Source organism: Virgisporangium aliadipatigenens (genome assembly GCF_016863615.1).
Lineage (GTDB): Bacteria > Actinomycetota > Actinomycetes > Mycobacteriales > Micromonosporaceae > Virgisporangium > Virgisporangium aliadipatigenens.
On record NZ_BOPF01000007.1, the window covers coordinates 85,557 to 109,236 of the forward strand.

General features: G+C 73.2%; 24 protein-coding genes. 11 read left to right on the forward strand and 13 right to left on the reverse strand.

Going from position 1 to position 23,680, the window contains the following annotated elements; genetic code table 11:
• Positions 1-48 precede the first annotated feature (48 nt).
• Positions 49-810 carry an SIMPL domain-containing protein gene (locus Val02_RS11040; RefSeq protein ID WP_203898889.1) on the forward strand — a complete coding sequence of 254 codons (762 nt, stop codon included), beginning with the start codon at positions 49-51 and terminating at the stop codon, positions 808-810.
• A 93-nt stretch (positions 811-903) separates the two neighbouring features.
• Here Val02_RS11040 and Val02_RS11045 read toward each other — a convergent pair whose 3' ends face one another.
• Positions 904-1,110: a hypothetical protein gene (locus Val02_RS11045; RefSeq protein WP_203898890.1), complete on the reverse strand. Its 207-nt coding sequence runs from the start codon at positions 1,108-1,110 to the stop codon at positions 904-906.
• 166 nt (positions 1,111-1,276) lie between these two features.
• On the opposite strand from Val02_RS11045, the gene Val02_RS11050 reads away from it, so the two are divergent.
• Complete coding sequence (locus tag Val02_RS11050) at positions 1,277-2,212, forward strand: 2OG-Fe(II) oxygenase family protein (protein WP_203898891.1); 936 nt, start codon at positions 1,277-1,279, stop codon at positions 2,210-2,212.
• A gap of 39 nt (positions 2,213-2,251) precedes the next feature.
• The gene (locus tag Val02_RS11055) at positions 2,252-2,713 is read left to right on the forward strand and encodes a hypothetical protein (RefSeq protein ID WP_203898892.1); all 462 of its coding nucleotides are present in this window, start codon (positions 2,252-2,254) and stop codon (positions 2,711-2,713) included.
• Between the two features lie 28 nt (positions 2,714-2,741).
• Here Val02_RS11055 and Val02_RS11060 read toward each other — a convergent pair whose 3' ends face one another.
• Entirely contained in the window at positions 2,742-3,203 is a 462-nt protein-coding gene (locus Val02_RS11060; protein ID WP_203898893.1) for a DUF427 domain-containing protein, read from the reverse strand.
• A 123-nt stretch (positions 3,204-3,326) separates the two neighbouring features.
• Between Val02_RS11060 and Val02_RS11065 the strand changes: the two genes are divergently transcribed.
• The gene (locus Val02_RS11065) at positions 3,327-3,812 is read left to right on the forward strand and encodes a hypothetical protein (protein WP_203898894.1); all 486 of its coding nucleotides are present in this window, start codon (positions 3,327-3,329) and stop codon (positions 3,810-3,812) included.
• Here the strand turns inward: Val02_RS11065 and Val02_RS11070 are convergent.
• Positions 3,809-3,991 (reverse strand): helix-turn-helix domain-containing protein, encoded by a 183-nt coding sequence (locus tag Val02_RS11070; protein ID WP_203898895.1) that lies wholly within the window; start codon positions 3,989-3,991, stop codon positions 3,809-3,811. The two genes, Val02_RS11065 and Val02_RS11070, sit on opposite strands and share 4 nt — an antisense overlap.
• Positions 3,992-4,045: 54 nt before the next feature.
• Between Val02_RS11070 and Val02_RS11075 the strand changes: the two genes are divergently transcribed.
• The gene (locus Val02_RS11075) at positions 4,046-5,284 is read left to right on the forward strand and encodes an SEL1-like repeat protein (RefSeq protein ID WP_203898896.1); all 1,239 of its coding nucleotides are present in this window, start codon (positions 4,046-4,048) and stop codon (positions 5,282-5,284) included.
• Positions 5,285-5,322: 38 nt separating this feature from the next.
• On the opposite strand, the gene Val02_RS11080 is transcribed toward Val02_RS11075, so the two are convergent.
• The 3 genes from Val02_RS11080 to Val02_RS11090 all read right to left on the reverse strand — a co-directional run bounded on the left by Val02_RS11080 (position 5,323) and on the right by Val02_RS11090 (position 7,330).
• Entirely contained in the window at positions 5,323-5,943 is a 621-nt protein-coding gene (locus tag Val02_RS11080; protein ID WP_203898897.1) for a DUF6928 family protein, read from the reverse strand.
• Positions 5,944-5,988: 45 nt separating this feature from the next.
• Positions 5,989-6,648 carry a hypothetical protein gene (locus tag Val02_RS11085; RefSeq protein ID WP_203898898.1) on the reverse strand — a complete coding sequence of 220 codons (660 nt, stop codon included), beginning with the start codon at positions 6,646-6,648 and terminating at the stop codon, positions 5,989-5,991.
• 67 nt (positions 6,649-6,715) lie between these two features.
• A complete protein-coding gene (locus tag Val02_RS11090) occupies positions 6,716-7,330 on the reverse strand; it encodes an MmpS family transport accessory protein (protein WP_203898899.1) in 615 nt (204 codons plus the stop codon).
• A 116-nt stretch (positions 7,331-7,446) separates the two neighbouring features.
• On the opposite strand from Val02_RS11090, the gene Val02_RS11095 reads away from it, so the two are divergent.
• Entirely contained in the window at positions 7,447-8,070 is a 624-nt protein-coding gene (locus Val02_RS11095; protein WP_203898900.1) for an SGNH/GDSL hydrolase family protein, read from the forward strand.
• A 22-nt stretch (positions 8,071-8,092) separates the two neighbouring features.
• Entirely contained in the window at positions 8,093-12,046 is a 3,954-nt protein-coding gene (locus Val02_RS11100) for a serine protease (protein ID WP_203898901.1), read from the forward strand.
• Between the two features lie 80 nt (positions 12,047-12,126).
• Here the strand turns inward: Val02_RS11100 and Val02_RS11105 are convergent, their stop codons facing one another.
• Positions 12,127-12,768, reverse strand: a complete 642-nt coding sequence (locus tag Val02_RS11105; RefSeq protein WP_203898902.1) for a hypothetical protein — start codon at positions 12,766-12,768, stop codon at positions 12,127-12,129.
• Positions 12,769-12,903: 135 nt separating this feature from the next.
• Here Val02_RS11105 and Val02_RS11110 point away from each other — a divergent pair, with 135 nt between their 5' ends.
• The 4 genes from Val02_RS11110 to Val02_RS11125 are packed head-to-tail and all read left to right on the forward strand — an operon-like array spanning position 12,904 to position 17,293.
• Complete coding sequence (locus tag Val02_RS11110) at positions 12,904-13,320, forward strand: PRC-barrel domain-containing protein (protein ID WP_203898903.1); 417 nt, start codon at positions 12,904-12,906, stop codon at positions 13,318-13,320.
• The gene (locus Val02_RS11115; RefSeq protein WP_239152701.1) at positions 13,313-14,158 is read left to right on the forward strand and encodes a pentapeptide repeat-containing protein; all 846 of its coding nucleotides are present in this window, start codon (positions 13,313-13,315) and stop codon (positions 14,156-14,158) included. The genes Val02_RS11110 and Val02_RS11115 overlap by 8 nt, the downstream gene beginning before the upstream one ends.
• 40 nt (positions 14,159-14,198) lie before the next feature.
• Positions 14,199-15,938 (forward strand): hypothetical protein, encoded by a 1,740-nt coding sequence (locus tag Val02_RS11120; RefSeq protein WP_203898904.1) that lies wholly within the window; start codon positions 14,199-14,201, stop codon positions 15,936-15,938.
• Positions 15,935-17,293, forward strand: coding sequence for a tetratricopeptide repeat protein (locus Val02_RS11125; protein ID WP_203898905.1), 1,359 nt, complete (start codon positions 15,935-15,937; stop codon positions 17,291-17,293). Before Val02_RS11120 ends, Val02_RS11125 begins: the two co-directional genes overlap by 4 nt.
• A 6-nt stretch (positions 17,294-17,299) precedes the next feature.
• On the opposite strand, the gene Val02_RS11130 is transcribed toward Val02_RS11125, so the two are convergent.
• The 6 genes from Val02_RS11130 to Val02_RS11155 all read right to left on the reverse strand — a co-directional run bounded on the left by Val02_RS11130 (position 17,300) and on the right by Val02_RS11155 (position 23,679).
• The gene (locus Val02_RS11130) at positions 17,300-18,907 is read right to left on the reverse strand and encodes a beta-N-acetylhexosaminidase (RefSeq protein ID WP_203898906.1); all 1,608 of its coding nucleotides are present in this window, start codon (positions 18,905-18,907) and stop codon (positions 17,300-17,302) included.
• Positions 18,904-19,740 (reverse strand): carbohydrate ABC transporter permease, encoded by an 837-nt coding sequence (locus Val02_RS11135; RefSeq protein ID WP_239152703.1) that lies wholly within the window; start codon positions 19,738-19,740, stop codon positions 18,904-18,906. Before Val02_RS11135 ends, Val02_RS11130 begins: the two co-directional genes overlap by 4 nt.
• The gene (locus Val02_RS11140; RefSeq protein ID WP_239152705.1) at positions 19,737-20,642 is read right to left on the reverse strand and encodes a carbohydrate ABC transporter permease; all 906 of its coding nucleotides are present in this window, start codon (positions 20,640-20,642) and stop codon (positions 19,737-19,739) included. Before Val02_RS11140 ends, Val02_RS11135 begins: the two co-directional genes overlap by 4 nt.
• A gap of 3 nt (positions 20,643-20,645) precedes the next feature.
• Positions 20,646-21,938 (reverse strand): extracellular solute-binding protein, encoded by a 1,293-nt coding sequence (locus Val02_RS11145; protein ID WP_239152707.1) that lies wholly within the window; start codon positions 21,936-21,938, stop codon positions 20,646-20,648.
• A 152-nt stretch (positions 21,939-22,090) separates the two neighbouring features.
• On the reverse strand, positions 22,091-23,305 hold the full coding sequence (locus Val02_RS11150; protein ID WP_203898908.1) for an alanine racemase: 1,215 nt from the start codon (positions 23,303-23,305) through the stop codon (positions 22,091-22,093).
• Complete coding sequence (locus Val02_RS11155; protein WP_203898909.1) at positions 23,302-23,679, reverse strand: RidA family protein; 378 nt, start codon at positions 23,677-23,679, stop codon at positions 23,302-23,304. Before Val02_RS11155 ends, Val02_RS11150 begins: the two co-directional genes overlap by 4 nt.
• Position 23,680 lies beyond the last annotated feature (1 nt).

Below are 23,680 nucleotides of genomic sequence, written 5' to 3' on the forward strand. Positions count from 1 at the left end.
ATTTGCATCCTCGCCCCAGACAGCGGCAAAAGGTCTTAAATAGTAAAAGTGTTCCGTTCGCGCGCCACCACGCCCGCGCTCATCGCGCTGACAGTCCTCGCCGTGCTCTCGGCGTCGCTCCCCGGCGGTCCGGCGGCCGCCGCGGCGAATCCCCGTTCCGCCGAAAAGCCTTTGGAAAGCGTGCTGGTGACCGGCACGGGCGAGGTCTACGGCGAGCCCGACACCCTCACCGCCGACTTCGCCGTGGAGACCGGCGCGCCCACCGTCGACGAGGCCCTGAACCTGGCCAACACCGCCGCCGCCCGGATGCGCGACACGCTGCGGCGGGCCGGGCTCGCCGCCGCCGACCTCCAGACGTCGCACGTCGGCATCGGTCCCCAACGCGACGACGACGGAACCGTCACCGGCTACACCGTCAATCAGGGACTCGCCGCGACGATCCGCGACCTGCCCCGGGCCGGCTCGCTCATGTCCGAGACCATCGCGGCGGGCGGAGACGCCGCACGGCTCAACGGGGTCTCGTTCGCGATCGAGGACGACGCCGCGCTGCTCACCCGGGCGCGTCGCAACGCCTTCGCCGACGCCAGAACGAAGGCCGAGACGTACGCCCGCGAGGCGGGCAGGCCGCTCGGTCGCGTCGTCACGGTGAGCGAGGTGATCGCCGACCACATGCGAACGGGCGGGCAGGACCTCAAGGTCGGGGCCGGTGCACCGCTGCCGATCGAACCGGGTCGGCTGCGACTGGCCGTGACCGTCACCGTCGAGTGGGCCTTCCAGCCGGCGCCGGCGCGGCACACCGCCGTGCTGTAGCCGCCGTCCGGCCCGGTCCCGATCCGCGCGTTCGCGCCTCGGGGTGACGGGGGTGTGTGATGCTCGCGGGACGGCGGGCACGTCGCCGCAGTTCTATGCCGCAAACGCCGAGGTCGTCGCGATGGCCGGCGTGGTGGTAGCCGGGTACTTCGCGGGACGGCTCGTCCCCCGGAACTGGTCGACGACCTCACGCAACGCCTTGCCGCGCAACGGATCGTCGCCCGGGGCGCCACCGCCGGCGCCGTGGCCGTCACCGTGTTCGATGTCGTCCGACGCCTGCACGACGCCTTCGCCCGTCACGGCGGACCCTGCACGCCGTCCCCGCTCCCGACAACCTACTTCCTGCACCTGCCCACGAGCACGACGGCGCGTACGCCGGCTGGCGGCGGCCGGACGCGTAGGACCGGATCAGGATCGGTTCGGCCCGCCGACCTAGGTAGGCTTGCGATCCCGCACGCAGGAGGCGATGACGATGTCTCGATACCAGGTGCTCTCGGACAGTGACGTCGATCAGTTCTTGGACCAGGGCTTCGTCGCGGTGCGGGGATGCTTCTCGCGCGCGGCGGCGCGGGAGTTCACCCGACCGGTCTGGGACCGGCTGGGGTTTGTGGCCGACGACCCGTCGACCTGGGCGGAGCCGGTGGTCCACCTGGCCGGTCGGCGCAAGCTCGACGTGCGCGAGTTCGCCCCGAAGGCGTGGGGTGCGGTCTGCGACCTGGTCGGCGGCGCGGAGCGGATCAGCACCGAGAAGCCGTACGCCTGGAGCGACGGGTTCATCGTCAACCTGTGGCAGGGCGCCGACGAGCCGTGGGCGCCCGCTTCGCCGGCGTCGCCCGGTTGGCACAAGGACGGCGACTTCTTCCGGCACTATCTCGACTCGCCCGAACAGGGTCTGCTGACCCTCGTGCTCTGGTCGGACGTGCGGCACCAGGGCGGTGCGACGTTCGTCGCGGCCGACTCGGTCGGCCCGGTCGCCCGGTTCCTCGCCGCGCACCCCGAGGGGGCCTACCCCTTCCCGCAGCCGCCGGGCGTGGACGACGCACCGGTCTTCTCCTTCCCCGACCTGGCCGCCTCGTGCCGCGAGTTCGTCGAGGCCACCGGCGAGGTCGGCGACGTCTACCTGCTGCACCCGTACGTGCTGCACGCCAAGTCGCAGAACGTGCTCCGGCTGCCCCGGATCATCACGAACCCGCCGCTGACCCTGGCGGAGCCGATGCGGTTCGACCGCAGCGATCCGAACGACCACTCGCTCGTCGAACGTGCCGTGCTGCAGGCGCTCGACGTGCCGAGGTTCCCGTTCACCCCGGCCGCGGAGCGGCAGGAACTGGTGCCGCCGCGGGTGGCGATCCAGCGGGAACGGACGGCCGAGGAGGAGCGCCGGCTCGCCGGCAGGGCGCACTGAGCGCGGCTCTTGTCATACCCCTTCGTTACCGTGCCGCTCATGGCGATTCCTGACCGCGTCCCGATCGCGCACGAGCCCGGCTACCGCACCGACACCATCGGCAGCTACGACGGGGGACAGTTCTTCGGCTCGGTGACCGCGACCCTCGAGGACGGGTCGGGCAGTCGACCGGACTGGCCGCGGTACAAACGCTGGTACGCGGTCCTGCACCGCTTCGACGCGCAGGGCGTTCACACGGGATCGCGGATCTGGTTCGCCGGGACGAGCGAGGAGGAGTCGGCCTCGGTCAAGCGGGCGGAGGAGCGTCTCGGCGAATGGCTCGACGCCCTGCCCGGTCACACCTTCGGCGACATCGCCGTCAAGCTGTTCCAGGTGGAGGTCGACGGGCACCTCTTCGGACTCGTCGACCGGTCGGAGGTTTACGACGGGCAGGACCACGCCGAGTTCCTGCCCGACGATCTCGGGTTCGATCCACCGTGGGACGGGCTCTACGACACGTGAGCGTCGCCCGCCGACGGAGCCTGACCGTTCACCAGCCCGCGGTGCCGGGGCCTCCCTTGAACGGGCCGGTGATGTCGGCGGTGATCCAGCCCCCGTAGAAGTCCCCCTCCTGAGCCCGGACCCGTTCGCCGGCGACCCGGCACTCGTCGACCCGACCGGGATAGAAGGCGACCGCCCCGGCGATCTCCGCGTAGGCCGGGGCGGGGTGTTCGTAGGACCAGCCCGCCCGGTGCACGCGGGTGCCGTCCACGACGACGTCCCAGTAGCCGGCGACACCCTTGAACTCGCAGAATGAGCGGCCGGTGCCCGGTTCCAGCACGCCGTCGGCGATGTCGTCGCGGGGCACGTAGTAGACCGGTGGGTGCGAGGTCTCCAGGACCCGCCAACAGCGGTCGCTGTCAGCGATCGTCCGTCCCGCGTGCACGACCGTCACCCGGGACGCGGTGCGTTCCAACCGGGGCGGGCGCGGATAGTCCCAGACCGACTCCATCCCTCCAGGGTGCCAGCCGCCCGGGGCGGCCGGCGGCGCTGCGCGGCCGTGCGCCGGAGGTTCGACGCGCCGTTGTGACCCGACGGCGAGGCCGCTGTGTCCCGGCGCGTCCATCCTGGGGCGATGCGCAGGTTCGCCGTCGTGCTGTTGGTGCTCGCCGGGTTCGGGCTGGTCGGATGTTCGCCGCCGGCGAAGCCGATCGTCGGGCTGACGAGCGTGGCGGGGGAGCCCGTCGTGCTGCTCGTCGCCTGCGACTCGTTCTCCGTGGTGTCGGTGTACGAGCGCTCGTCGTCCGCGGCCTCGTCGGCCCCCGCGGCCAGGTGGGTGGTTTCCACGAGCGATTCGGTGGAACGTCAGTTGGTGGAGCTGCCGCTGTTCCAACCGCCGGCGGGATGGCGGGTCGACGACGCGGCACTGACCGGACTGCGGCCGGACGGGCGATACTCCGCCGGCGGGTTGAGCTTTCGCCAGGCGCTTCCCGTGGAGTTCTCGGCGGAGCAGGTGCGCGGCCTCGCGTCCGATCGGGTGCTGACCGCCAGGGATTACCGCCGCGGCCGCGTGGTGTCGCGCGCGGCCTTCGAGAAGGCCGGAAAGGCGAGCTGCGCTTAGTGCCGCCGTTCACTCCGACGGGCCCGGTCCGGGGCGACGGGTCCGGGATGGTTCTCCGGCTCGGCGCGCGAGGTGACCCCGAGCTTGCGGAAGATGTCGCGCAGGTGGGCGTCGACCGTGCGGTTGCTGATGAACAGCCGGCTCGCTACCTCCTTGGAGGTGGCCCGTGCGGCGACCATCCGTGCCACCGTTCCGTCGAACCGCGATGATGGTGATGGATCCGAGGAGGGCCGATGACGGACGAGTCGTTGCTGCGATCCGCCGCCGACAACGGTGATGTGGGCGCGATGGTCGAGCTGGGTGTGTCACTCATCGGTGATCTTGCGCTGGTCGACGAACTGGGCGCGCTGCCGCCCGTTCGGGAGCGGATCGAGGAGGGAACGCACTGGCTGCTGCGGGCCGCCGACGCCGGTCAGGCCACGGCCATGCGGCACCTGGGCCACCTGGCGGGGGCACAGCACCGACCCGACGAACAGCAGCGGTGGCTGCAGCGCGCGGCCGACAGCGGCGACCGGCCCGCGTTCGAGTACATCTGGCACGGCATGCTGCGCCGCGGGGAGCGCAGCGAGGCGGTCGCCTACTGGGAACGGATGATGCCCCGCCTGGCCGAGGCGGGCGACTCGGCGGCCGTTCGGGAGGTGGTGCGACAGTTGGCACTGAGCGGCCACCACGACGAGGCGGAGCACTGGTACGGCCGGCTCGGGTTCGCACCGACGCACGACCTCATGAAGATCGCGGACACGCTGGCCGACGACGGCCGGGTCGACGAGGCCCGGCGCTGGTTGCGCCACGCCGTCGCGACCGGCGACCTGTGGTCGATGATCTGGGCGGGTGGCTTCGAGGCGCGGCACGGCAGCCCGGCCGACGCCGAACACTGGTACCGGCGGGCCGCGGAGGCCGGCGCGTTGTTCGCTCAACTGCGACTGGCCGACCTGCTCGAACGCCGGGGTCACTTCGACGAGGCCGAGATGTGGCTGCGCCGCACCGGCGACTACGGCAGCGACGAACTGGTCGCCTTTCTCGAACGGCGCGGTCGCGGCGCGGACGCCGGGCACGAACGGCAGCGCAGGCTGGCCGAGCGGCAGCGCCAGGACAGCTGGGACCGCGGCACGGCCGTCGGCGCCGCACCCGACCTGTCCACGGTGGTGACCAGCGTCGTGATCACGGCGGCGGTGCTGCCGTTCGTGCAGGCCCTCGCCGCGAAGGCGGCCGAAAGCACCTACTCCGGAGTTCGCGCACTGCTGGCGAAGCTCGCGGCGCGGTCGGCGGGAGGCCGCCCGGCGGAAAGCGCCCTGGTCGTCGTCGAGGACCCCGCACACGACCTCAAGCTGCATCTGCGCACCGACGAGACGGACGAGGCGTTGCAGGCGCTGGTCGGGTTGGAGCCGACGATCAGGGACCTCACCGGACGCCGGCGCGTCAGGCTCTCCTGGGACCCCGCCACAAAGACGTGGCGTACGCCGCCGGGTTAGTGCTGCGGCCCGATGCCGTCGCCTCGCTCATCGCCGACTCAACGGCGTTCCCGCAGCCGGAAACCGTGCAGTTCCACCGCGAACGGGTCGACCCGCTCGTCCGGCGCGTCGTCGCCGGCCATGGCGCCTTCGGCGTAGAACCCGAAGAACTCGCCCATCGCCCGTTCGCCGAGCCGCAGCGGATGGAACGGCAACGGGTAGCCCTCGTCGCCGGCCGGGTACGCGCCGTCCCAGTATCCGGCCTCGAACGGCAGGCGTTCGCCGACGTCCTCGATGATCCCGAAGCCGGGCGCCAGGCTCAGCGAGCGCACCAGCCGCCCGGACTCCCACACCGCGAACGCCAACCCGTCGACGACGCTGTGCATCGCGAGGTGGAGCACCCGCGCTCCGGCCCCGGCCAGGAGATGCGCGGGAAGCGTCGACGGCCGGTCGACCGCGACCCGTCGATCGCACACGACGGCCAGGCCGGGCACCGCCAACGCACAGGTGGTTCCCGGCGGCGGGTAGATCGCGTCGGCCAGCTCCCACGGCTCCTCGCCGTCCGGCTCGACGTCGTGCCCGGGCCACAACCGCCGCACCAGCGCGGCCGCCGCGCCGGCATCCGTCGACGTCGTGCGCGCCAGCACCGGCACCACGGCATCGTCGGCGTGTACGAGCATCGCCGCCTTCCCGCCCACCCTCACCTCCGCGTGTCCGCCCCCAGGTTATGGCGTGTCGCGGATCCCGGTCAGCTCGGCGATCTCCTCGTCCGACGCGCGCACCCGACCCACCGCATCGCGGTCGCGGCCGGCGTCGGCGGCCACCGCAAGCGCCCGGTGCGCCAGGTCGCCGGCGGCGGGATCGCCCCGGCGGTGGGCGAGCCGGGCCGAGGCCAGCAGGAACCGGTAGGTGACGTCGCGGACGGGACGCAGCCGCTGGACGTCGGCCTCGGCCGTGCGCAGGAGCTGGGCCACCTCGTCGAGCCGCGAACGGTCACCGCCGGCCAGGACGACCTCCGCCAGGCGCAGTTCGGGCACGCCGGAGGTGCCGGAACGGCCGGTGGGGCTCGCCGCGCACAGCCGGAGGGTGTCGCGCAGTACGGTCTCCGCCTCCGCGAGCCGCCCCTGCCGGGCCAGGCCGGCACCCAGCTGCTCCGAGGCGGGCTTCGCCTCGAAATCCGTCGGGTACTCCGCCAGCACCCGGCGCAGCAGGGCCAGCCCGGCCTCCCGGGTCGCCGCGTCCCCGGCGTCGAGCAGGTGGGTGGCCTGGACGCGAAGGTACTGCGGCCGGTTCACCGGGCGGGCCCGCCGCAGTCTCGCCTCGAACCCGGCCGCCGTCCCGGGGTCCCACGACGTGTTCCGGAACCAGTCGTGGCGGCCGCTCACCGGACGCCACCGGCCCGGGCCCGCGCGTCGCGGGTCCGGGCCAGGGTGCCTGTGAACGGAGTGCGGCTCAGGTGAGCACGCAGCCGACGCGGGCCTGCGGGCCGTTCGCCGTGCTGGTCGTCTCGACGGTGTCCATCCGCTTGATCGTGCAGCTGACCGAGCCGTCCTCGGTGCTCAGCCGGCGCGCCATGACCTGCATGAGGACGCCCTCGCGCGGGAACTGGATGCGCCACGGCAGGACGACGTCCGCCTCTTCCTTCACCTGCGACTCGGGGTCGGTGTACTGGATCTTCGCCCGGCCGTCGCCCTCGACCTCGTAGACGATGACGGCCTCACCCGACGGCACCGAACTGGGTGCGGCGCTCGGCGTCAGGGTGGGCAGCGGGAAGGTCGGCAGGTCGGTCGGGACCGGCCACTCCCAGTCGGTCGGCGACGCGGTGGGGCTGGCCGAGGCGGCCGAACGGGACGCCGAGGCCGACGCGGAGCGGGAGGCGGATGCCGACGCCGAGGCCGACGCGGATTCCGAGGCGGAGGCCGACACGTCGTCGCTCGGCAGCGCCCTCGGGGCGGTCGCGGCGTCGGCCGGCACCCGGGCGGTCGCGGCCGCGGCAGCGGTGATGACCAGTGCGGCGGCGGTCGCCGCGACGGCGGGCAGGATGATGCGGCGGTACGTGCGGTTCATGAAGGATGTCCTTTACGAGAAGTTCTGGACCGCACCCATGGTCACCCGAACGGTTGTCGCGTGTCGGCACTTTCGGCTGATTGGTTCGACCGTCCGGCGGACAGATAGGTTGAGCCGTGATCTTCGACAGCGGCCAGCACGTCCTGTTCATCGGCGACAGCATCACCGACTGCGGGCGCCGCGACGCCGCCGCGCCCTACGGGGACGGCTACATGAGCCTGGTGCGGGCGTTCGTGACGGCGGGACGGCCGGATCTGCACCTGACGTGGACCAACCGGGGCATCGGCGGCGACACGGTGCGGCACCTGGCCGAGCGCTGGGAACGCGACGTCGTGGAGCTGCGCCCCGACTGGCTCTCCGTCAAGATCGGCATCAACGACGTGTGGCGCACCTTCGCCGGTCTGCCCGACGAGGCCGTTCCGATCGACGAGTACGAACGCACCCTGCGGCAGTTGCTGCGGCGGGCCGTGGACGCCACGGGATGCCGGCTCATCCTCGCCGACCCCTACGTCATCGAGGCCGACCGCGAGGAGCCGCAGCGCGCCGAGACCGCCCGGTACGCGGCCGTCGTGGCCGGCCTCGCCGAGGAGTTCGGCGCGCGGCACGTGCGCACGCAGGAGGCGTTCGACCGCGTGCTCGAACACTCGACGGGCAGCGACTGGGCGGACGACCGGATCCACCCCAACCTGCCGGGACACGCGGTCATCGCCAGGGCCTTCCTCGCGGTCATCGGAGACTGACGCCGCGTCGATAGCATGAGCCGTGGGTATCTCGCCGGGCTCGGCCGTGGAGTACGCACAGATGTGCGCGGTCCAGGTCTGGTCCGGCTCGGCGTTCCTCGGCAGCGGCTTCTTCGTCGCCCCGCAGACGGTGGCGACCTGCGCCCACGTCGTGCTCGGGCGCGGCGAGGTCCTGATCCGGTGGGTCGGCCACGAGTCGCTCGGGACCGTTCTGGTGCGCGCGCCGGCCGTCGAGACGAAGAGCGCCTTCCACTCGTTTCCCGACGTGGCCTTCATCCGGGTCACCGCCGCGTTCGACCACCCGTTCCCGTACTTCGACGACGTGCGACCGGCGGCGGGAGCCGTGCTGCAGGCGTTCGGGTTCAGCATGTACACGCCCGACGCCGGCGTGGCCGGCGACTCCACCGTGCTGACGGTGATCGGTGAGGCCTCCCGCTACCTCAAGGTGACCCCGGGGAACATCGCCCCGGGGCTCAGCGGCGCCCCGGTCGTCGACCTCGACACCGGCCATGTGCGGGGCATGGTCAAGGCCGGCAGCACCCGGGACGTGGAGGGGGCGTTCGTGGTGCCCGGAACCGCCCTGCAGGAGGTGTGGCGGACGAACCGGGCCGTCATCGACCGGGGACCGCGCACCGGGCCGAAGCTCACCCGGCCCGAGCCCGGCCACCCGTTGCACACGCTCCTGCGGGCGCAGCGGGCCGTGGCCCGGCGGTTCCCGTACCGGATCGCGCCGCTGACCGGCCGGCCGACGCCGGACCTCACGACCGTCTACGTCGAACAGCGCGCCCAGGGACAGCGGCCGGCACCGGAGGCGTCCGGGCCCGGGCTGCTGGTGCCGGAGGTGGCGCCGCTGATCACGCCGCACGAGATGGTGCGCAAGCACCGCAACGCCTTGATGGTCGGACCACCCGGCGGCGGCAAGTCGACGCTGCTGCTGCAGCTGGCCCACGAGTGCGCCGCCTGGTGGCTGGCCGCCGACGGGAGCACCGGCGACGAACCCGACCTCGGCCCCGTCGTCGCCGTTCGCGCGGCCGCCGTCGACCTGCTCACCCGGCGCGGTTGGGTGGAGGCGATGGCCTCGGCGGTCAACCGCGAACTGGCCGGGTTCCTCGAGCAGGAGGTGGCCCCGGCGATGTTCCGGGCGCCGCCGACGGAAGGCGCGCAGTGGCTCGTCATGGTCGACGGGCTCGACGAGGTGCTCGACGCGCACGAGCGGCGGCGGCTGTTGGACGTTCTCGCCGCGCGGGTGGCCGAGTACGGGACGACCGTGCGCTTCCTGGTGACGAGCCGGCGGCTGGCGGTGGCGGAGTTCGACCGGCTGCGCGCCAGCCTCGCCGAGCACGGGCAGGACGCCGACCGGCTGGGGGAGTACGTCCTGCACCCGTTCGACGAGGCGGCCGTGGCGCGCTTCGCGGAGAACTGGTTCCGCCCGCCGGGCATGCCGGCGTCGCGGACACCGCCGCAGGAGTTCCTCGCCGGGGTGGCCGCGAGCGGGATCGGGCCGCTGGTGCGGGTGCCGTTGCTGGCCACCATCGCGGCCGTCGTCTTCGAGGAACGCCCGCGCGACCGGCTGCCGATCGACCGCACCGGGCTGTACGAGGAGTTCGTGCGGGTGTCGCTGACCGGCCGGCGACCGGGCGGGCGCAGCCGGCGGGACCTCGTGGCCAGCTTCGCCGAACTGGTGGACGCGCCCATCGGCGCCACCGATCGGCTGCTCGACCAGCGCGACGCCGCCCTGGCCGGGGCCGCCCTGCGCGCCCTGAAAGGCGACCGGCGGCCGCTGACCGAACTGGCCCTCGAGTGGCTGCGCGAACACCTCCCCGACCTCGCCGTGCGCGAGGAGCACGTGCGCGAACTGCTGCTGAGCACCGGCCTCGTCGTGGACGCCGGCGGGCACAGCCTCGCGTTCACCCACCAGAGCATCGCGGAGTACCTGGCGGCGCGCGGGGCCGCGACGACGTTCGACCGCAACGGCTGGACCGACCGGGTGCGCGAGAACGGCGCGGACAGCTACTCGCTCTTCGTCCTCGGTCGTTGGGCCCGGAGCGGGAACGACCCGGTGCCGGTGGTCCGGGACCTGCTGCGCGGCCGGCCGCGCACGGCGGTCGACGGCCTGGCGGCGGTGATCGAGGACGGCGGCGCGCTCGTCGGTCCGCACGCCGACGCGGTCCTGGCGGCGGTGATCGACGGCGTCCCGCAGCTGCGCGGCATCGCCGACGGCACCCTCGACGTGCTCAACCACCTGCTGCGCGCCACGGCCCTGCGCGCGAGCGACCCGACGGCGCTGCGCCGGCTCGCCGGCGACCGGCGGGTGGCGGTGATGATCCGCGCGGAAACGGCCCGCGTGCTGGTGACGCACGGCGACGCCGAGGCGGTCCGCGCGGGCCTCGCGGCGCTGATCGGCATGGCCTACGAGGAACCCTGCGGCAACGACGACCGGCTCTGGGCGCAGCGCACCCTCGCCGACGTCGGCGGCGACCGGGAACGCCCGCACGCCGTGCAGCGCCTCGCCCAGGCGGTGGAGACCGTCGCCGACGAGGCGGTGCGCAACCGCGCGCTGATCCTGCTGGCCGGCCTCGGCGAACTGCCGGCCGCCATCACCGCCGTCGTCCGCCGCGCCGCCGACGCCCACCGCCCGCTCCCCGAACGCATCCGCGCCCTCGACGTCCTCTTCGTCGTCCTGGAGGCGGCCGGCGTCGACGAGTACGACTGGCGGGCCGCCGGCCGGCACGCCGAGGGGCTGCGCTTCGCCAGCGGCAGCTGGACCGCCCGCCGGTCGGACTCCGAGACGGCGGCGATCCTGGGCGAGAGCCACCACGGCTACGTCGACCTGCTCGGCCGCGCGCTGGTGGTCGCCGCCCGCGCCGACCCCGACGGCACCGGCGAACTGGTCGACGCGGTGATGCGCGACCGGACGTTCACCTGGCCGCAGCGCGTGCGGATGGCGCGCCACCTGCGGCCCACCCGCCCGGACCTGATGCGCCGGGCGATGGACGTGCTCGCCGAGGACCGCGCGGAGTCCGCCGCCAACCGGGTGCTGTCGATCTACCTGTTCCGCCGGATGGACGAACTGGTCGGCTCCGACGAACAGCTGCGCCGCTGGGCCCTGGACCCGGAGGCGAACCTCGCGTTGCGGAGCGAGGCGATCAACGTGCTCGCGGCGCGGATCGGGGCCGCGACCGCGCGGAACCGGCTGTTCCTCGAGGAGTTCCTCGCGGACCCCGGGCACCCGCGGGTGTTGCGGCGGCAGGTGGCCGTGCTGCTCGGGCGGTACTTCGACGGATGGGAACGGGCGCGCGTGGAGGTGCGGCGGATGCGGCGGGAGGCCGGGTCGTCGCCGGCCGACCTGCTCGGCGGGCCGGCGCTGTGGGCGGCCCGCACCGGCGACGCCTGGCAGGAGCGGATCGGGCGGCTGGTCGAGCGCCTGCTCGGGCGCGAGTTGTTCTGGCGGGTGCGGCTCGAGCGCAGGAAGGACCGGCGCTGGGCGAGGGCGCGGGTATGGCTCGCGCGAAAGAGACTCGCGCGGATACGACAGGAGGGCTCACAGCCACGGGTCGGCGAGGAGCGTGTCGATGAAGTGCAGCCAGGCCGCCAGCGGGCTGCGGCACCCGTCCCCGCCGCCCCGGTCGCAGTACCCGACGTTCCACCACCAGATCAGCCCGACCGCGACGAGCCGCGACACGATCGCGGGCGGCTCCCGCCGGTGCCCGGGCCGGTTGACGGTCCACCGGATCCCGCGCTGCACCCGCAGCGTCCCGCCGGCGGCGAGGTCCCCGGCGGCGTAGGCGAACGCGGGCGGGACGCGACCGAAGAGCCGGAAGACGCCCGCGACGACGACGTCGAGCGTCAGCACGCACAGGCCGACCAGCCCGGCCAGGCCGACGGCGGCGGGGACGACGACGAGCCGGCCGAGGTAGAAGACGGTGGCCAGTCCCCGGCGCGCGACGACGAAGGTCACGAGCACCAGGATCGGTAGCGCCACGATCGGGCCGAGGTGCGGCGCGATCGACGACAGCCCGTCCTGCAGCTCCCGCAGAAGCCGGTCCACCTGCTCCATCAGCCGCGCGGGAGGAGTTCGCCGATGCGTGCCACGAGGCGGTCCAGCCGGCGCACCGCCTCGGCCAGCACCGCGTCCCGTTCCTCCGCCGGGACGCCGTCCGGGTGCTCCAGGACGCTGCGCACGGCCCGCACCAGGTCGCTGTCGTGCCGCCAGCGGGTGGCCGCGTCGTCGTCGGCGTCCAGGAGCAGGTCGACGATCTCCCGCACGCTGAGGTCCGTGCCCTCGTCCGGGCGCCGTGGGCGCACCGCCACGTCGGAAACCTCGACCTCGATCCCCTTCACCAGGATCTTCCGGGGGAACATCCGAAGGGTGGCCGTGTCCCAGCCGAGCGCACCGTCGTGCCCGGATTCGCGGGCGACCCGGTGCGCCTCCTCGCGCAGCCGTTCCAGGACGGTGCCCGGCGAGTCGGTGATCCGGTTGGCCACCACGTCCACCGGCGACCCGACCGACCAGGTGCCGTGCACGACGACGGTGCACGGGCCACCCGGTTCGGCGGCGCCCAACGACCATCGGCAGTGCAGCGGATGGCTGGTGATGTCGACCTCGTAGGCGACGCGTGGGCCGCGCCACCAGAGTTCGCCGCTGGTGTAGCCGCCCGCGGGGTGCAACAGCCGACCCCGACGGCTACGAAAGACCATCGTCGTCCCCGGAACGGGCGACCGGCGGGGCCGGAGCGGGTAGCGACGAAGCTCCTCGACGTAAAGAATCGGATTCGTGACCGTCACGCACACCTCGCCACTGCGAATGGAACCGGTTCTACCAGATGCGCCGCGATGGGGATAGGTGAACGTCAGCCGCACGAGTTGATCGGCGCACCCGTTCGGTCGGGCGACGGTGTGCCGCTCGGAGAGATCGCCGCGGTGCACACCACCGCCGACGGGACGGTCGCCGTGATCGAGCTGGACGTCGACGGCATCCTGCGGGTCCTGCCGCTGTCCGGCCTGTCCGACGGGGCGGTGCCGTATCCGGCGGGGCTCGTTCGCCGTGGCCCGTCGGTCGGTCCCGATCAGCGGCTGTCGGTCGGCGAGGTGGCGGCCGTCTTCGCGTTCTACGGGGTGGGCCAGGTCGATCTGTCGTCGGCGCCGCTCACCACGCGGGTCGTCGGCTTCGGCGACGTGAGTTCGACCGATCCGCGGCTGCGCCCGTTGCCGCCGATCGTCGTCACGAAACCCCGGCTGCACGGTGACTGATCCCGCGGCCGCCCCGGTCGACCCGATCGAGCGCGCCAACGAACGCCTCCGCGAGGCCGCCAAGTGGTTCGTCGGCAGCGCCGCGGCCGTCGGGGCGGCGCTCGTGGCCGGCAGCCAGTTCACCACGATCGGGCGGCTGCCGCTGGACTGGCCCACGGATGTGGCGCACGCGCGGCTGTGGATCGCGATCGCCGGCGCGGCGGTGGCGCTCACCGCGATCGTGTCGGCGATGTGGGTGGCGGTGCGGATCCTCGTTCCCGTGAATGTGCTGTTGGCGGATCTGAAGGACGAGTGGGACGACCCGCGCGCGCCGGCGGCCCGCTTCTTCCGGCGGCATCCGAAGTATCTGCAGGGCTTCGCGGACCCGGCCGAGCTGGAGGCCGAACGCGACCGCCTGATCGGGGCGCTCGGGACGGCCGCCGACCGCGACGCCGTGCTGGCCGACATCGCCAACCTGGACCTGCGCGTCGACGCCGTCGAGCAGATGGCCACGCACGAGACCCTCAAGGCGCGGTTCGCCCGCGGTATCCGGCAGCTCGCCGCCGCCGCGGCCGTGACGGCGGTCTGCGTCGTCGGCTTCACCTGGGCCGCCAACCCGCCGGCCGCCGCGCCGGCCGCGGACCTGCGCGGGGCGCGGCTGTCCGGGGCGGTGCTGCGCGACGCGGACCTGCGCAACGCCCGCCTGGACAACGCCGATCTCAGCGGCGCGGACCTGACCGGAGCGGACCTGACCGGTGCGTCCATCGCGGGGGTGCGCTGGGCGGGGGCCACCTGTCCGGACGGGGTGTCCGCCGACGCCGCCGGCGGCACGTGCGCGGGACACCGCCGCCCGGGATGACGGGTTGATCGGTGTCTCTACGATGCCGCGAGTGCTACCGATGCCTTTTGCGACAAGCGATCCGCACCATCTCATGTGGCACCCGGGGGAGGACCGGCTGTGGCTGTTCGACCCCCGGTTCCAGATCTGGGCGATCGGACGCGACGGCGCCGGTGAACGCCTCTTCGCCCGCGCCGACCTCGACATCCCGGCCGGCTACGGCGATCTCTACCTGAACGCGAGCGGCCTCTACTTCGACACCGCCCGCCGGCAACCGGTGTGGCTGCTCGCCACGTACTCGCACACCCCGCCCGGTTCGGGCCTGGCGCTGGGCGCCTTCGACGGCAAGGCGTTCACGTTGTTGCCGCAGGAGAACGGCATCCGCACCGCCCGCGGCGACGCGTTCGTGTACGACGAGCGGCGCGGCGTGCTGGTGCACTTCGCCGGCACCACCGACAGGTCGGCCGAACTGTCCCGGGAGCGCCTCGATCGCGGCGGCCTCACCGTGCGGGAACTGGCGACCGACGGCGTGTGGCGCGACGCCGGCACCCCGCTGCCCGAGGCCACCGGATGGGACATCGCCGCCGGGTGGGACGCACGCCTCGGGCAGGCCGTGTTCGTCGACGAGACCGGCACCTACGGCTGGGACGGCGCGAACTGGCACCCGTACGGCCGGCCGCCGCTGACGTTGTGGCGGCCGGCGTACACCGCACAGGCCCCGCGGGACGGCGCGCTCCTGCTGGTGCAGCAGCAGGGCGGCTCCTGGCAGCCGACCGTGCAGTGCTTCACGCTCGGCGACGACGGCTGGCGGGAGCACGACGGCGCCGGTGTCATGGCGTTCGGCGGCCTCGCCCGCGACCCCGAACGGCGCGAGACGTGGGTGTACGGGCCCTGGTTCGGCACCGGGCGGGCGCAGCACACGCTCGGCCGCTTCGACGGCACGCGCATTGTCGCGGCCGGGCCGCCGGTGACGAAGCCGCACGCCGGCAGCACCTGCGGGCCGGTGCGTTTCTTCAGCCGTTCGCACTTCCTGCGGGCGCTGGTCGAGAAGCAGCCGCCGGCGCTGTTCGCGGTCGACGGCGACGCGCTGGTACCGGCGACGCCGGTCCCGCCGGGCATCGCCCACCTGAGCGACGCCACCGGCCAGTACACGCTCACCGGCGACGGGCGGATGATCCGGGACGGCACGTTCCCGTTCGCGCCGGCGCCCGCGTTCCCCCGGCGAAAGAACACCAACCTCGGCAGCGACGGCGCCGGGCGGATGCTGCTCTTCGGCGGCATCGCCGACGGCGGCGGCCGGGCGACGCGACTCACCGACACGTGGCTCTTCGACGCCACCACCTTCGCCGGCAGCTGGACCGCGCCGGACCCGGCCGGCAGCCCACCGGCGCTGGCCGACGCCGCGATCGTGCACGACCCGACCCGGAACGTCTGGGTGGTGACCCCGGCCGGCGAACGGGCACCGACGCGCACGAGCGAGTTCGACGGCGCCCGCTGGCGGGCCCACGCGTCGCGCTTCGGCGACGGCGGGCCCGTCGACGCGGCGTCGCCGGTGGCGCTGCTGGCCTTCGACGCGCCGAGCGGGCAGGTGTTCTGCGTGCGGGGCGGCGCCGTGTTCGCGTACCGGGGCAAGGGGGAGTGGCGGCACGCGGCCACGCCGCCGGTGCCCGCGGGGACGACCGCGTTCGCGTGGGATCCCGAGCGGCGCGAACTCCTCGCCGCCCGCCCCGGCGCGGCGACCCGCATCCCGCTCGACGACCACCTCGACGCCGCTCTGGTGAAGGGAACGAAGTCCGCATGAGCCTGCTGGAACTGTTCGACCGGCCCGACGTCACCACCGACGACCTGATGCGCGCGGCCGAACGGATCACCGACGCGGCCGGCCCCGAGCATCGCGCGACGCCGTACATCACCACCCTCACGCGGACCGTGGCGATGCTGCGCGACCTCGACGGGCCGGCTGCCTACCGGCACGACGCGCTGAACGCCGCCCGCGAGATCCACGCCGCGATCGGCGACGACCAGCCGTTCGGGGCGCTGGCGTACACGCTCGGCGCGCTCCTGCACCGCATGGTCGGGCCGGAGGACTACGGCTACGCCGGCTGGCCGGAACGCGAGGAGTACCGGCCGAGGCCGGTCGCCGGGACCGTCTCGCACTGGCAGAAGTCGATGCGGAACTGGCCGACCCCCGTCACCGATCTCGACGTGTTCAGCGTGGCGAGCGGCCTGGCCGACCGTGCCCACGCCGCCGCGCTCGCCGGCCGGGCCGACGAGGCACGCATCCTCCTGTCCGGCCTGGTCGACCTGCACCGCCTCGGCCCCGAAATGCCCGCGACGCGGATTCCGCTGCTGTTCGCGCTGCTGACCCTCGCTCTGCATCCGCTCGCGGACGCCGACCGGGCAGCGGCCGCCCGCGCCGAGGCGAACGCGCTCGCCGACCGGTACGTCGGGGGCCTGCCCGAGGAGAACCCGATGGGCGCGACGCTGCGCACCTACGTGGAACTCGTGCTGGCACTGCGCGAGCTGCGCCTGGTGGCGCAGGAGCAGTGGATCGCGACGCTCGCGGCGGTGCAGTGCCTGTACGGCCGCCTCGCCCAGCAGACCCAGGTGCCACGATCGACGCTGACCTACTCGCTCGCCGAACTCGTGCCAGCCGTGTCGAAAGCCGGCGTGTCGGTGGATCCGCGGCGGAGCATGCTCCTGTTCGACGAGCATCTGACCATGGAGAGCAACCACGGCGGACCAGAGGCATCGGTGCCCCGGCACCTCGCCGAACGGCTCGAGCGGGCGGCCGACGACCTGGCGGAGAGGTTCGGCCTGCCGGAGTTGGGGCTGCGCGCGATGGGTGCCGCCGTCGACCTTCTGCGGTGGCAGGCCGGGACGACCGACTGGGACCGGTGCACCGAGGACGACATCAGCGAGCTCTTCGCCACCTTCAACACCGACAACGACCGGGAGGAACTGGCCCGGCTGCTCAACAACTACGCGTACGCGCTCGGCGTGGCCGGGCGGTGGGCGGAGGCGCTGCCGGTCATCGAGGAGGCCCTCGACGTCCGGCCGACCGACCTGTACCGGCTCACCCTCGCCGAGACGTACGAGGGCCTCGGCCGCGACGACGAGGCCGCGGAGATCCGCGCGGAGGTGGGGGAGGACTGACGCCGCTCAGGTGTACCGCGTCATCGCGGCGATCTCCGCCTCGCGCGTCGCACGGCTCTTGGGAAAACCGGGGGCGTCGGGTCGGGTCTGCCAGGGCAGCGGACCGCCGTCGGGGCGGTACTCCACGCCGAGCGCGTCGAGCCGGGTGAGGTGCGCCGCGAGCCGGTGCCGGAAGTCGGGGTCGCGATCCGTCGCCCAGACCCGTTCGGCGAACGCACACAGCCGGGGGAACGCCGCGTAGTCGACCGCGCGGGTGGACGGCAGGTGCTCGGTCCAGATGTTGCACTGCGCGCCGAGCACCCGGGCCCGTTCCTGCGCGGTCAGCCCGGCCGGCATCGGCTCGAACGCGTAGACGTCGTCCACGCCGAGCACGGTCCCGACGGGCACGGGCTCGTCGGGCCGGTCGGACTGCCGGTAGTCCAGGTAGGTCCACATGTCGGGGCAGAGCACGACGTCATGGCCGGCGCGGGCGGCGGTGACCGCGCCGGTGGTGCCGCGCCAGGACGCCACGGTCGCGCCCGCCGCGAGGCCGCCCTCGAGGATGTCGTCCCAGCCGTAGGGCCGCCGGCCGCGCGCGATCAGATACTCGGTGAACTGCCGGACGAACCAGCTCTGCAGCTCGTCCTCGTCGCGCAGCCCGAGCGCGCGCATGCGTTCCTGCGCGGCCGGGCTGGCCCGCCACTCGTCCTTCGGGCACTCGTCGCCGCCGATGCCGATGTACTCGCCGGGGAACAGGTCGAGCACCTCGTCGAAGACGTCGCGGTAGAAGGCGATCGTCGCGTCGGCCACGTTGAGGACCCGGCGGGAGATGCCCCAGCGGGTGGAGACCTCGACGGGTTCGGTGGTGTTGCCCAGTTCCGGGTACGCGGCGATCGCCGCCTGCGAGTGACCCGGGATGTCGATCTCGGGAACGACGGTGACGAAGCGCTCGGCCGCGTACGCGACGATCTCGCGGATGTCGTCCCGCGTGTAGTAGCCGCCGTGCGGCCGGCCGTCGAAGCGTTCGTGGCGCGCCGTGCCCAGCATCGACTCCCGCCGCCAGGCCCCGACCCGGGTCAGCTCGGGACGGCGCCGGACCTCCAGCCGCCAGCCCTGGTCGTCGGTCAGGTGCAGGTGCAGGACGTTCAGCTTGTGCACGGCGAGCAGGTCGACGAGGCGCAACACGTCGGCCTTGGGCATGAAGTGCCGGGCGACGTCGAGCATCGCACCGCGCCAGCCGAAGCGCGGCGCGTCGGACACCTCGACGCACGGCGCGAGCCATGCCGTTCCCGCGACGAACGCCCGCCGGTAGACCTGCGGCGGGAGGAGCTGCCGCAGGGTCTGCGCCCCGTGGAACACGCCGGCCGGGCCGCCGCCGGTGATGCGCACCCGGTCCGGCCGCACCAGCAGGCGGTAGCCCTCGGTGGGCAGGTCGTCGGCGAGTTCGAGGGCGACGGTGTCCGGGCCCGGTGGGCCGGCGGCGAGCGGCAGGCCGGTCGGGGGCGACAGTGCGCCGCGCAACCAGCGGGCGACGCCGCCGAGGGCCGGTGGCGCGGCGACGGCCGTCGCGTCGCCGAAGCGGAACGTGCCGGCACCGGCCACGAACGTCGCGGGCCGGGGGAGGAGCGTGCTCAATCCTTCACCGCCCCGCCGAGGCCGGACACCAGCCGGCGCTGTACGAACACGAAGAACACCAGCACGGGGAACGTCATCAGCGTCGAGGCCGCCATGATGCCGCCCCAGTCGTTCTCGTCCGGCTTGAAGAAGACCAGCAGCGCCGCCGGCAGGGTCTGGTTCTGCGTGGCGCTGATGATGAACGTCTTGGCGAAGATGAAGTCGTTCCACGCGGTGATGAACGAGAACACGCTGGTCGCGGCAAGCCCCGGCGCGACCAGCGGGAACAGGATGCGCCACAGGACGGTGCCGCGACTCGCCCCGTCGATGAGCGCGGCCTCCTCCAACTCGTCGGGCACGGCGGCGACGAAGCCGCGCAGCATCCAGATCGCGAACGGCAGGCTGAACGCCAGCTGCACCAGCACCAGCGACACGAGCGTGTTGAGCCCGACGCCCGGCACCACCCGGCCGAGGTCACGCATCTCGAAGAAGAGCGGGATGGTGAGCGCCTCCACCGGCACCATCTGGGCGATCAGGAACAGCACCAGAATGGTGGTGCGGAACCGGAACCGGAACTTCGTCAGCGCCACCGCGGCGAGGAACGCGATCAGCGCCGACAGCGCCACCACGCACAGCGCCACGACGGCACTGTTGAGGAAGTACCGGCCGAACCCGCTGACGCCGAGCGCGTGGCGGAAGTGTTCGAGCGTCGGGTGCCAGGTCCACGGGCGTGGCCGGGACGACTCGATCTCGCCGGTCGGCTTGAGCGCCGAGAGGACCATCCAGTAGATGGGGAAGACCGTCACCAGCGCGGCCAGCGCCGCGGCGGTGTTCGGCAGCCAGCGGCGGGTCACAACGCCTCCCCGGTGCGGCGCAACGCGCGCAGGTAGAACAGCGTCACCACCACGAGGATCGCGGTCGTGACGACACCGATCGCGGAGCCCAGCCCGTACTGCGAGGAGGCGAACGCCTTCTGGTACGCGTACACGTTGAGCACCATGTTCTGCCCGGCGATGCCGCCACCGCCGGTCATCACGTACACCTGCGTGAACACCTTGAAGTCCCAGATGATCGACTGGATCACCACGATGGCGAGGATCGGGCGCAGGATCGGCACGATGACCCGCCGCCACGCCACCCAGGGGCCCGCGCCGTCGAGTTCCGCGGCCTCGAGCACGGGCTTGGGCACGGCCTGGATCCCGGCGTACAGCGTCACCATGACGAACGGGAACGAGTGCCAGACGACGACGGCACCGATCAGCAGGAACGCCACGTCCCGGTCGTAGAGCCAGTTGTAGCCGGACAGCCCGAGCACCTCGTTGACGAGGCCGAGGTTCGTGTCGAACAGGAACATCCAGACCACCGAACCGGTCATCGCGGGTGCGGCCCAGGCGGCGAGCGCGGCGAAGGAGAGCAGCAGCCGCGGAACGCGGTCGACCCGGGTCAGCAGCACAGCGAGGGCCGCCCCGACGGCGAGCGTCGCGACGACACACGCCGCCGCGAAACCGACCGTCTGGGCGAGCACCGTCCAGAACTCGCCGTCGGTGAGCAGCGTCGTGTAGTTGCCGGCGCCCAGGAACCGCGCGGGCACCCCGCCGCTCACCTGCGGCTGGCCGAACTCCAATGTGGACAGCAGGCCCAGCTGGTACAGGGGGTAGGCGAACAGCGGCACGAGCACCGCGAGCGTGGGCAGCAGGAGCCACAGCGGCATCAGCCGGCCGTGGCCGTTCCTGCCGCCCCGCACCGTGGAGGCCACCGGCTACTTGCCCGCGAACGCGTTGTTCATCAGCGTGTTGGCCTCTTCGGTCGCCTGGTCGACGGTGGCCTTGCCGGTGATGATCTTCTGCAGCATGTTGATCACGATCTTCTGCGAGTCGATCGTGGTCCACGCCGGATCGGCCGGCACGAAACGGGTTCCGGCGGCGATGGTGTCCATGAACGGCTTGAGGAACGGGTCCTTCGCGACGACCTCGGCGCGCGCGGACGTCATCGTCGGCAGGTTGCCGAGCGCGTCGTAGAGCTTCAGCTGGTACTTCTTGCTGGCCAGCAGTTGCGCGAACTGCACGGCGAGGGTGCGGTGCTTGGTGGCCTTCATGACGCCGAGGTTGTTGCCGCCGGCGAACGCGGGTGCGATGGTGCCCGGCTTGGCGCCCGGCAGCGGCACGACGGCGTACTTGCCCTTGACCGGGCCGGCGTCGATCGCGCTGCGGTTGAAGTTGCCGATGATGCCCATGCCCGCGGTGCCCGCCGCGAAGGTGGAGACGGTCTTGCCGCCGGTCAGGTCGACGCACTGCTGGGCCGGGCAGATCTCGGGCGCGAAGAGGTCGGTGTACGCCTTGACGCCGGCCTTCGAGGCGGCCGTGTTGACGGTCGCCGTGTACGTCGCGCCCGACCGCGTGGCGAGATCGCCGCCGGCGTCCCAGACGAACGGCAGCGCCCCGAAGACGTACTGCCCGCCGACGGTGATGCCGACCAGCTCCGGCTGCGCCGCCCGGATCCGCTTGGCGGCCTCGACCAGCTCGGCGTACGAGGTCGGGGCGGCGAGCCCCAGCGAGGAGAACAGGTCGGTGCGGTAGTACAGCGCCCGCACGCCGACCCACCAGGGAAGCCCGTACGCCTTGTCGCCGACGGTGACCGTCTTCATCATGTCGGCCGGCACGTCGCCCTTCTCCGACCAGCCGTCGATGTCCTTCGTGATGTCGGCCATCCCGCCCGCGGCGACGTAGCCGGCCAGGTCGGTGCTGCCGAACTCGGTGACGTCCGGTGCGCTCGCCGGGTCGTTGAAGGCGCCCTTGAACTTCGCGGCGCGGGCCGCGGCGTCGGTGGCCAGGTAGCTGACGTCGACCGAGACGTCCTTGTGCGCGGCCCGGAACTCGGCGACGGCCTCGTTGACGAGCGCCTCCTTCGGTGCCCGGCCGGCCTCGTCGAAGAGCCACACCCGCAGGGTGCCGGTCTTCGCGTCGCCGGTGTCGGCGGGCTGAGCCGTCGACGGCGCGCACGCCGCCAGCGCGAGCGTGGCGACGACGAGGCCGCCGAGCCTGCGGATGATCACTGGGACACCTCTCTCACGTCCGGGGGTCGCGCGGCTCGCGCACGTCATGGATTAGCGAACCAGGTTCGAAAATGGTTCGTAGTTCGAGTCGCTTCATCCTGCGCGCAGCGCCGCCGACGGTCAAGAGCCCACCGGCGCCCCTCGATGCATCGCTAGAAATACGTTTCGATGAGATCGCTCACCGTGTCGTCGTCCTCCACGACCGGGACGGTGCGCCACCGGTCGAAGGCGGTGCACGGGTGCGAGACACCGAAGCCGAGCAGGTCGCCCGGGCGCAGCGGGGTGCCCGCGGTCAGACCCAGGTACGCGTGGTGGTCGTTCAGGCGCAGCACCTCGATGCCGTGCGCCGGTGCGGGCGTCCCGTCGGCCCGGCGCACCCGTCGGGCCACCGGCAGGCCCTCGTCGTGCGGCACGTCGCGCTTGCCCATGCCCACGATCGCCAGGCCGTCCTGCGGCACCGAGACGACCTGCGCCCAGACCTCCAGCGCGGCCTCCAGCGAGCCCTCCCCGGGAACGCGCCGGAACGGGTTCCAGCCGCGGTAGATGCCGTCGTCGTGGGAGACGTACGCGCCGCTGCGCAGCACCGTGCGCAGCGTGCGGCCGGGCAGCCAGGCGCCGCCGAGGTGGGCGGGCACCAGGTCGAGGTACCGGCTGCCGCCGGCCGTCACGATCACCTCCGCGCCGAGCAGGCCCGCGGCGGCCAGTTCGAGGGTCGCCGCGCGCAGCTCGGTGAGGTACGCGGCCGCATCCTCCACTGTGGACAGTCCGCCCTCGTACCCGGCCACCCCGGCGAGTTCCACCCCGGGCGCCGCGGCGGCGGCGCGCGCCACGGCGGCGAGTTCGGCGACCGTGCGGCAGCCGGTGCGGCCGCCGGCGTGGCCGAGTTCGACCAGGACGCGCAGCGGCCGGGTGCCGCCGCGGGCCGCCGCCGAAGCCGCCGCGACGCCCTCGGCGGAGTCGACGTAGCAGAGGAACTCGAAGCCGCGCCCGACCTCCTCGGCGAACCAGCGCAGCGGGCCCGCGTCGAGGAGTTCGTTGGCGAGCAGCACGCGCGGCACACCGAGCCGGCGCATCGCGAGCGCCTGGTTGGCGGTGGCCGCGCTGATCGCCCAGGCGCCGGCGCGCAGCTGCGCGGTGAACAGCGAGGGCGCCATGGTGGTCTTCCCGTGCGGCGCGAACGCCAGCCCGTGCCGGGCGCAGTACGCGGCGAGGGTCCCGATGTTGTGCGCGATCGCGGTGCGCCGGGCCACCATGACCGGCCAGGTGAAGGCGCCGCCGAAGAGGCTGTGCCGGGCCGCCGCGAACTGCTCCGCCGACTGCGCCGCACCGGGCAGCCACAGCCCCTTCGTGCGCCAGTCGACGTTCACGGCAGGGCGAGCACCGCGTCGATCTCGATGTCGAACCCGTCCAGTGCGACCGGGATCGTCGTGCGGGCCGGCAGGTTCTCCGTGCCGAAGTACTCGACGTAGATCTCGTTCAGCTCGGGGAAGTGCGCGAAGTCGCGCAGGTACACCCCGACCCGCACCGCCCGGGACAGGTCGGTGCCGGCGGCCTCGGCGACCCGCGCGAGGTTGGTGAGGGCGGCCCGGGCCTGCTCGCCGAAGCTGCCCTTCACCCACGTGCCGTCGGGCAGCACGGGGCACGCGCCGGCCAGGAACACCAGGCCCCCGGCGACGACCGCCTGCGAGTAGGGCCCACCGGGAGGCGCGGCCTGATCCGTGGAGATCACCTTCTTGGTCATG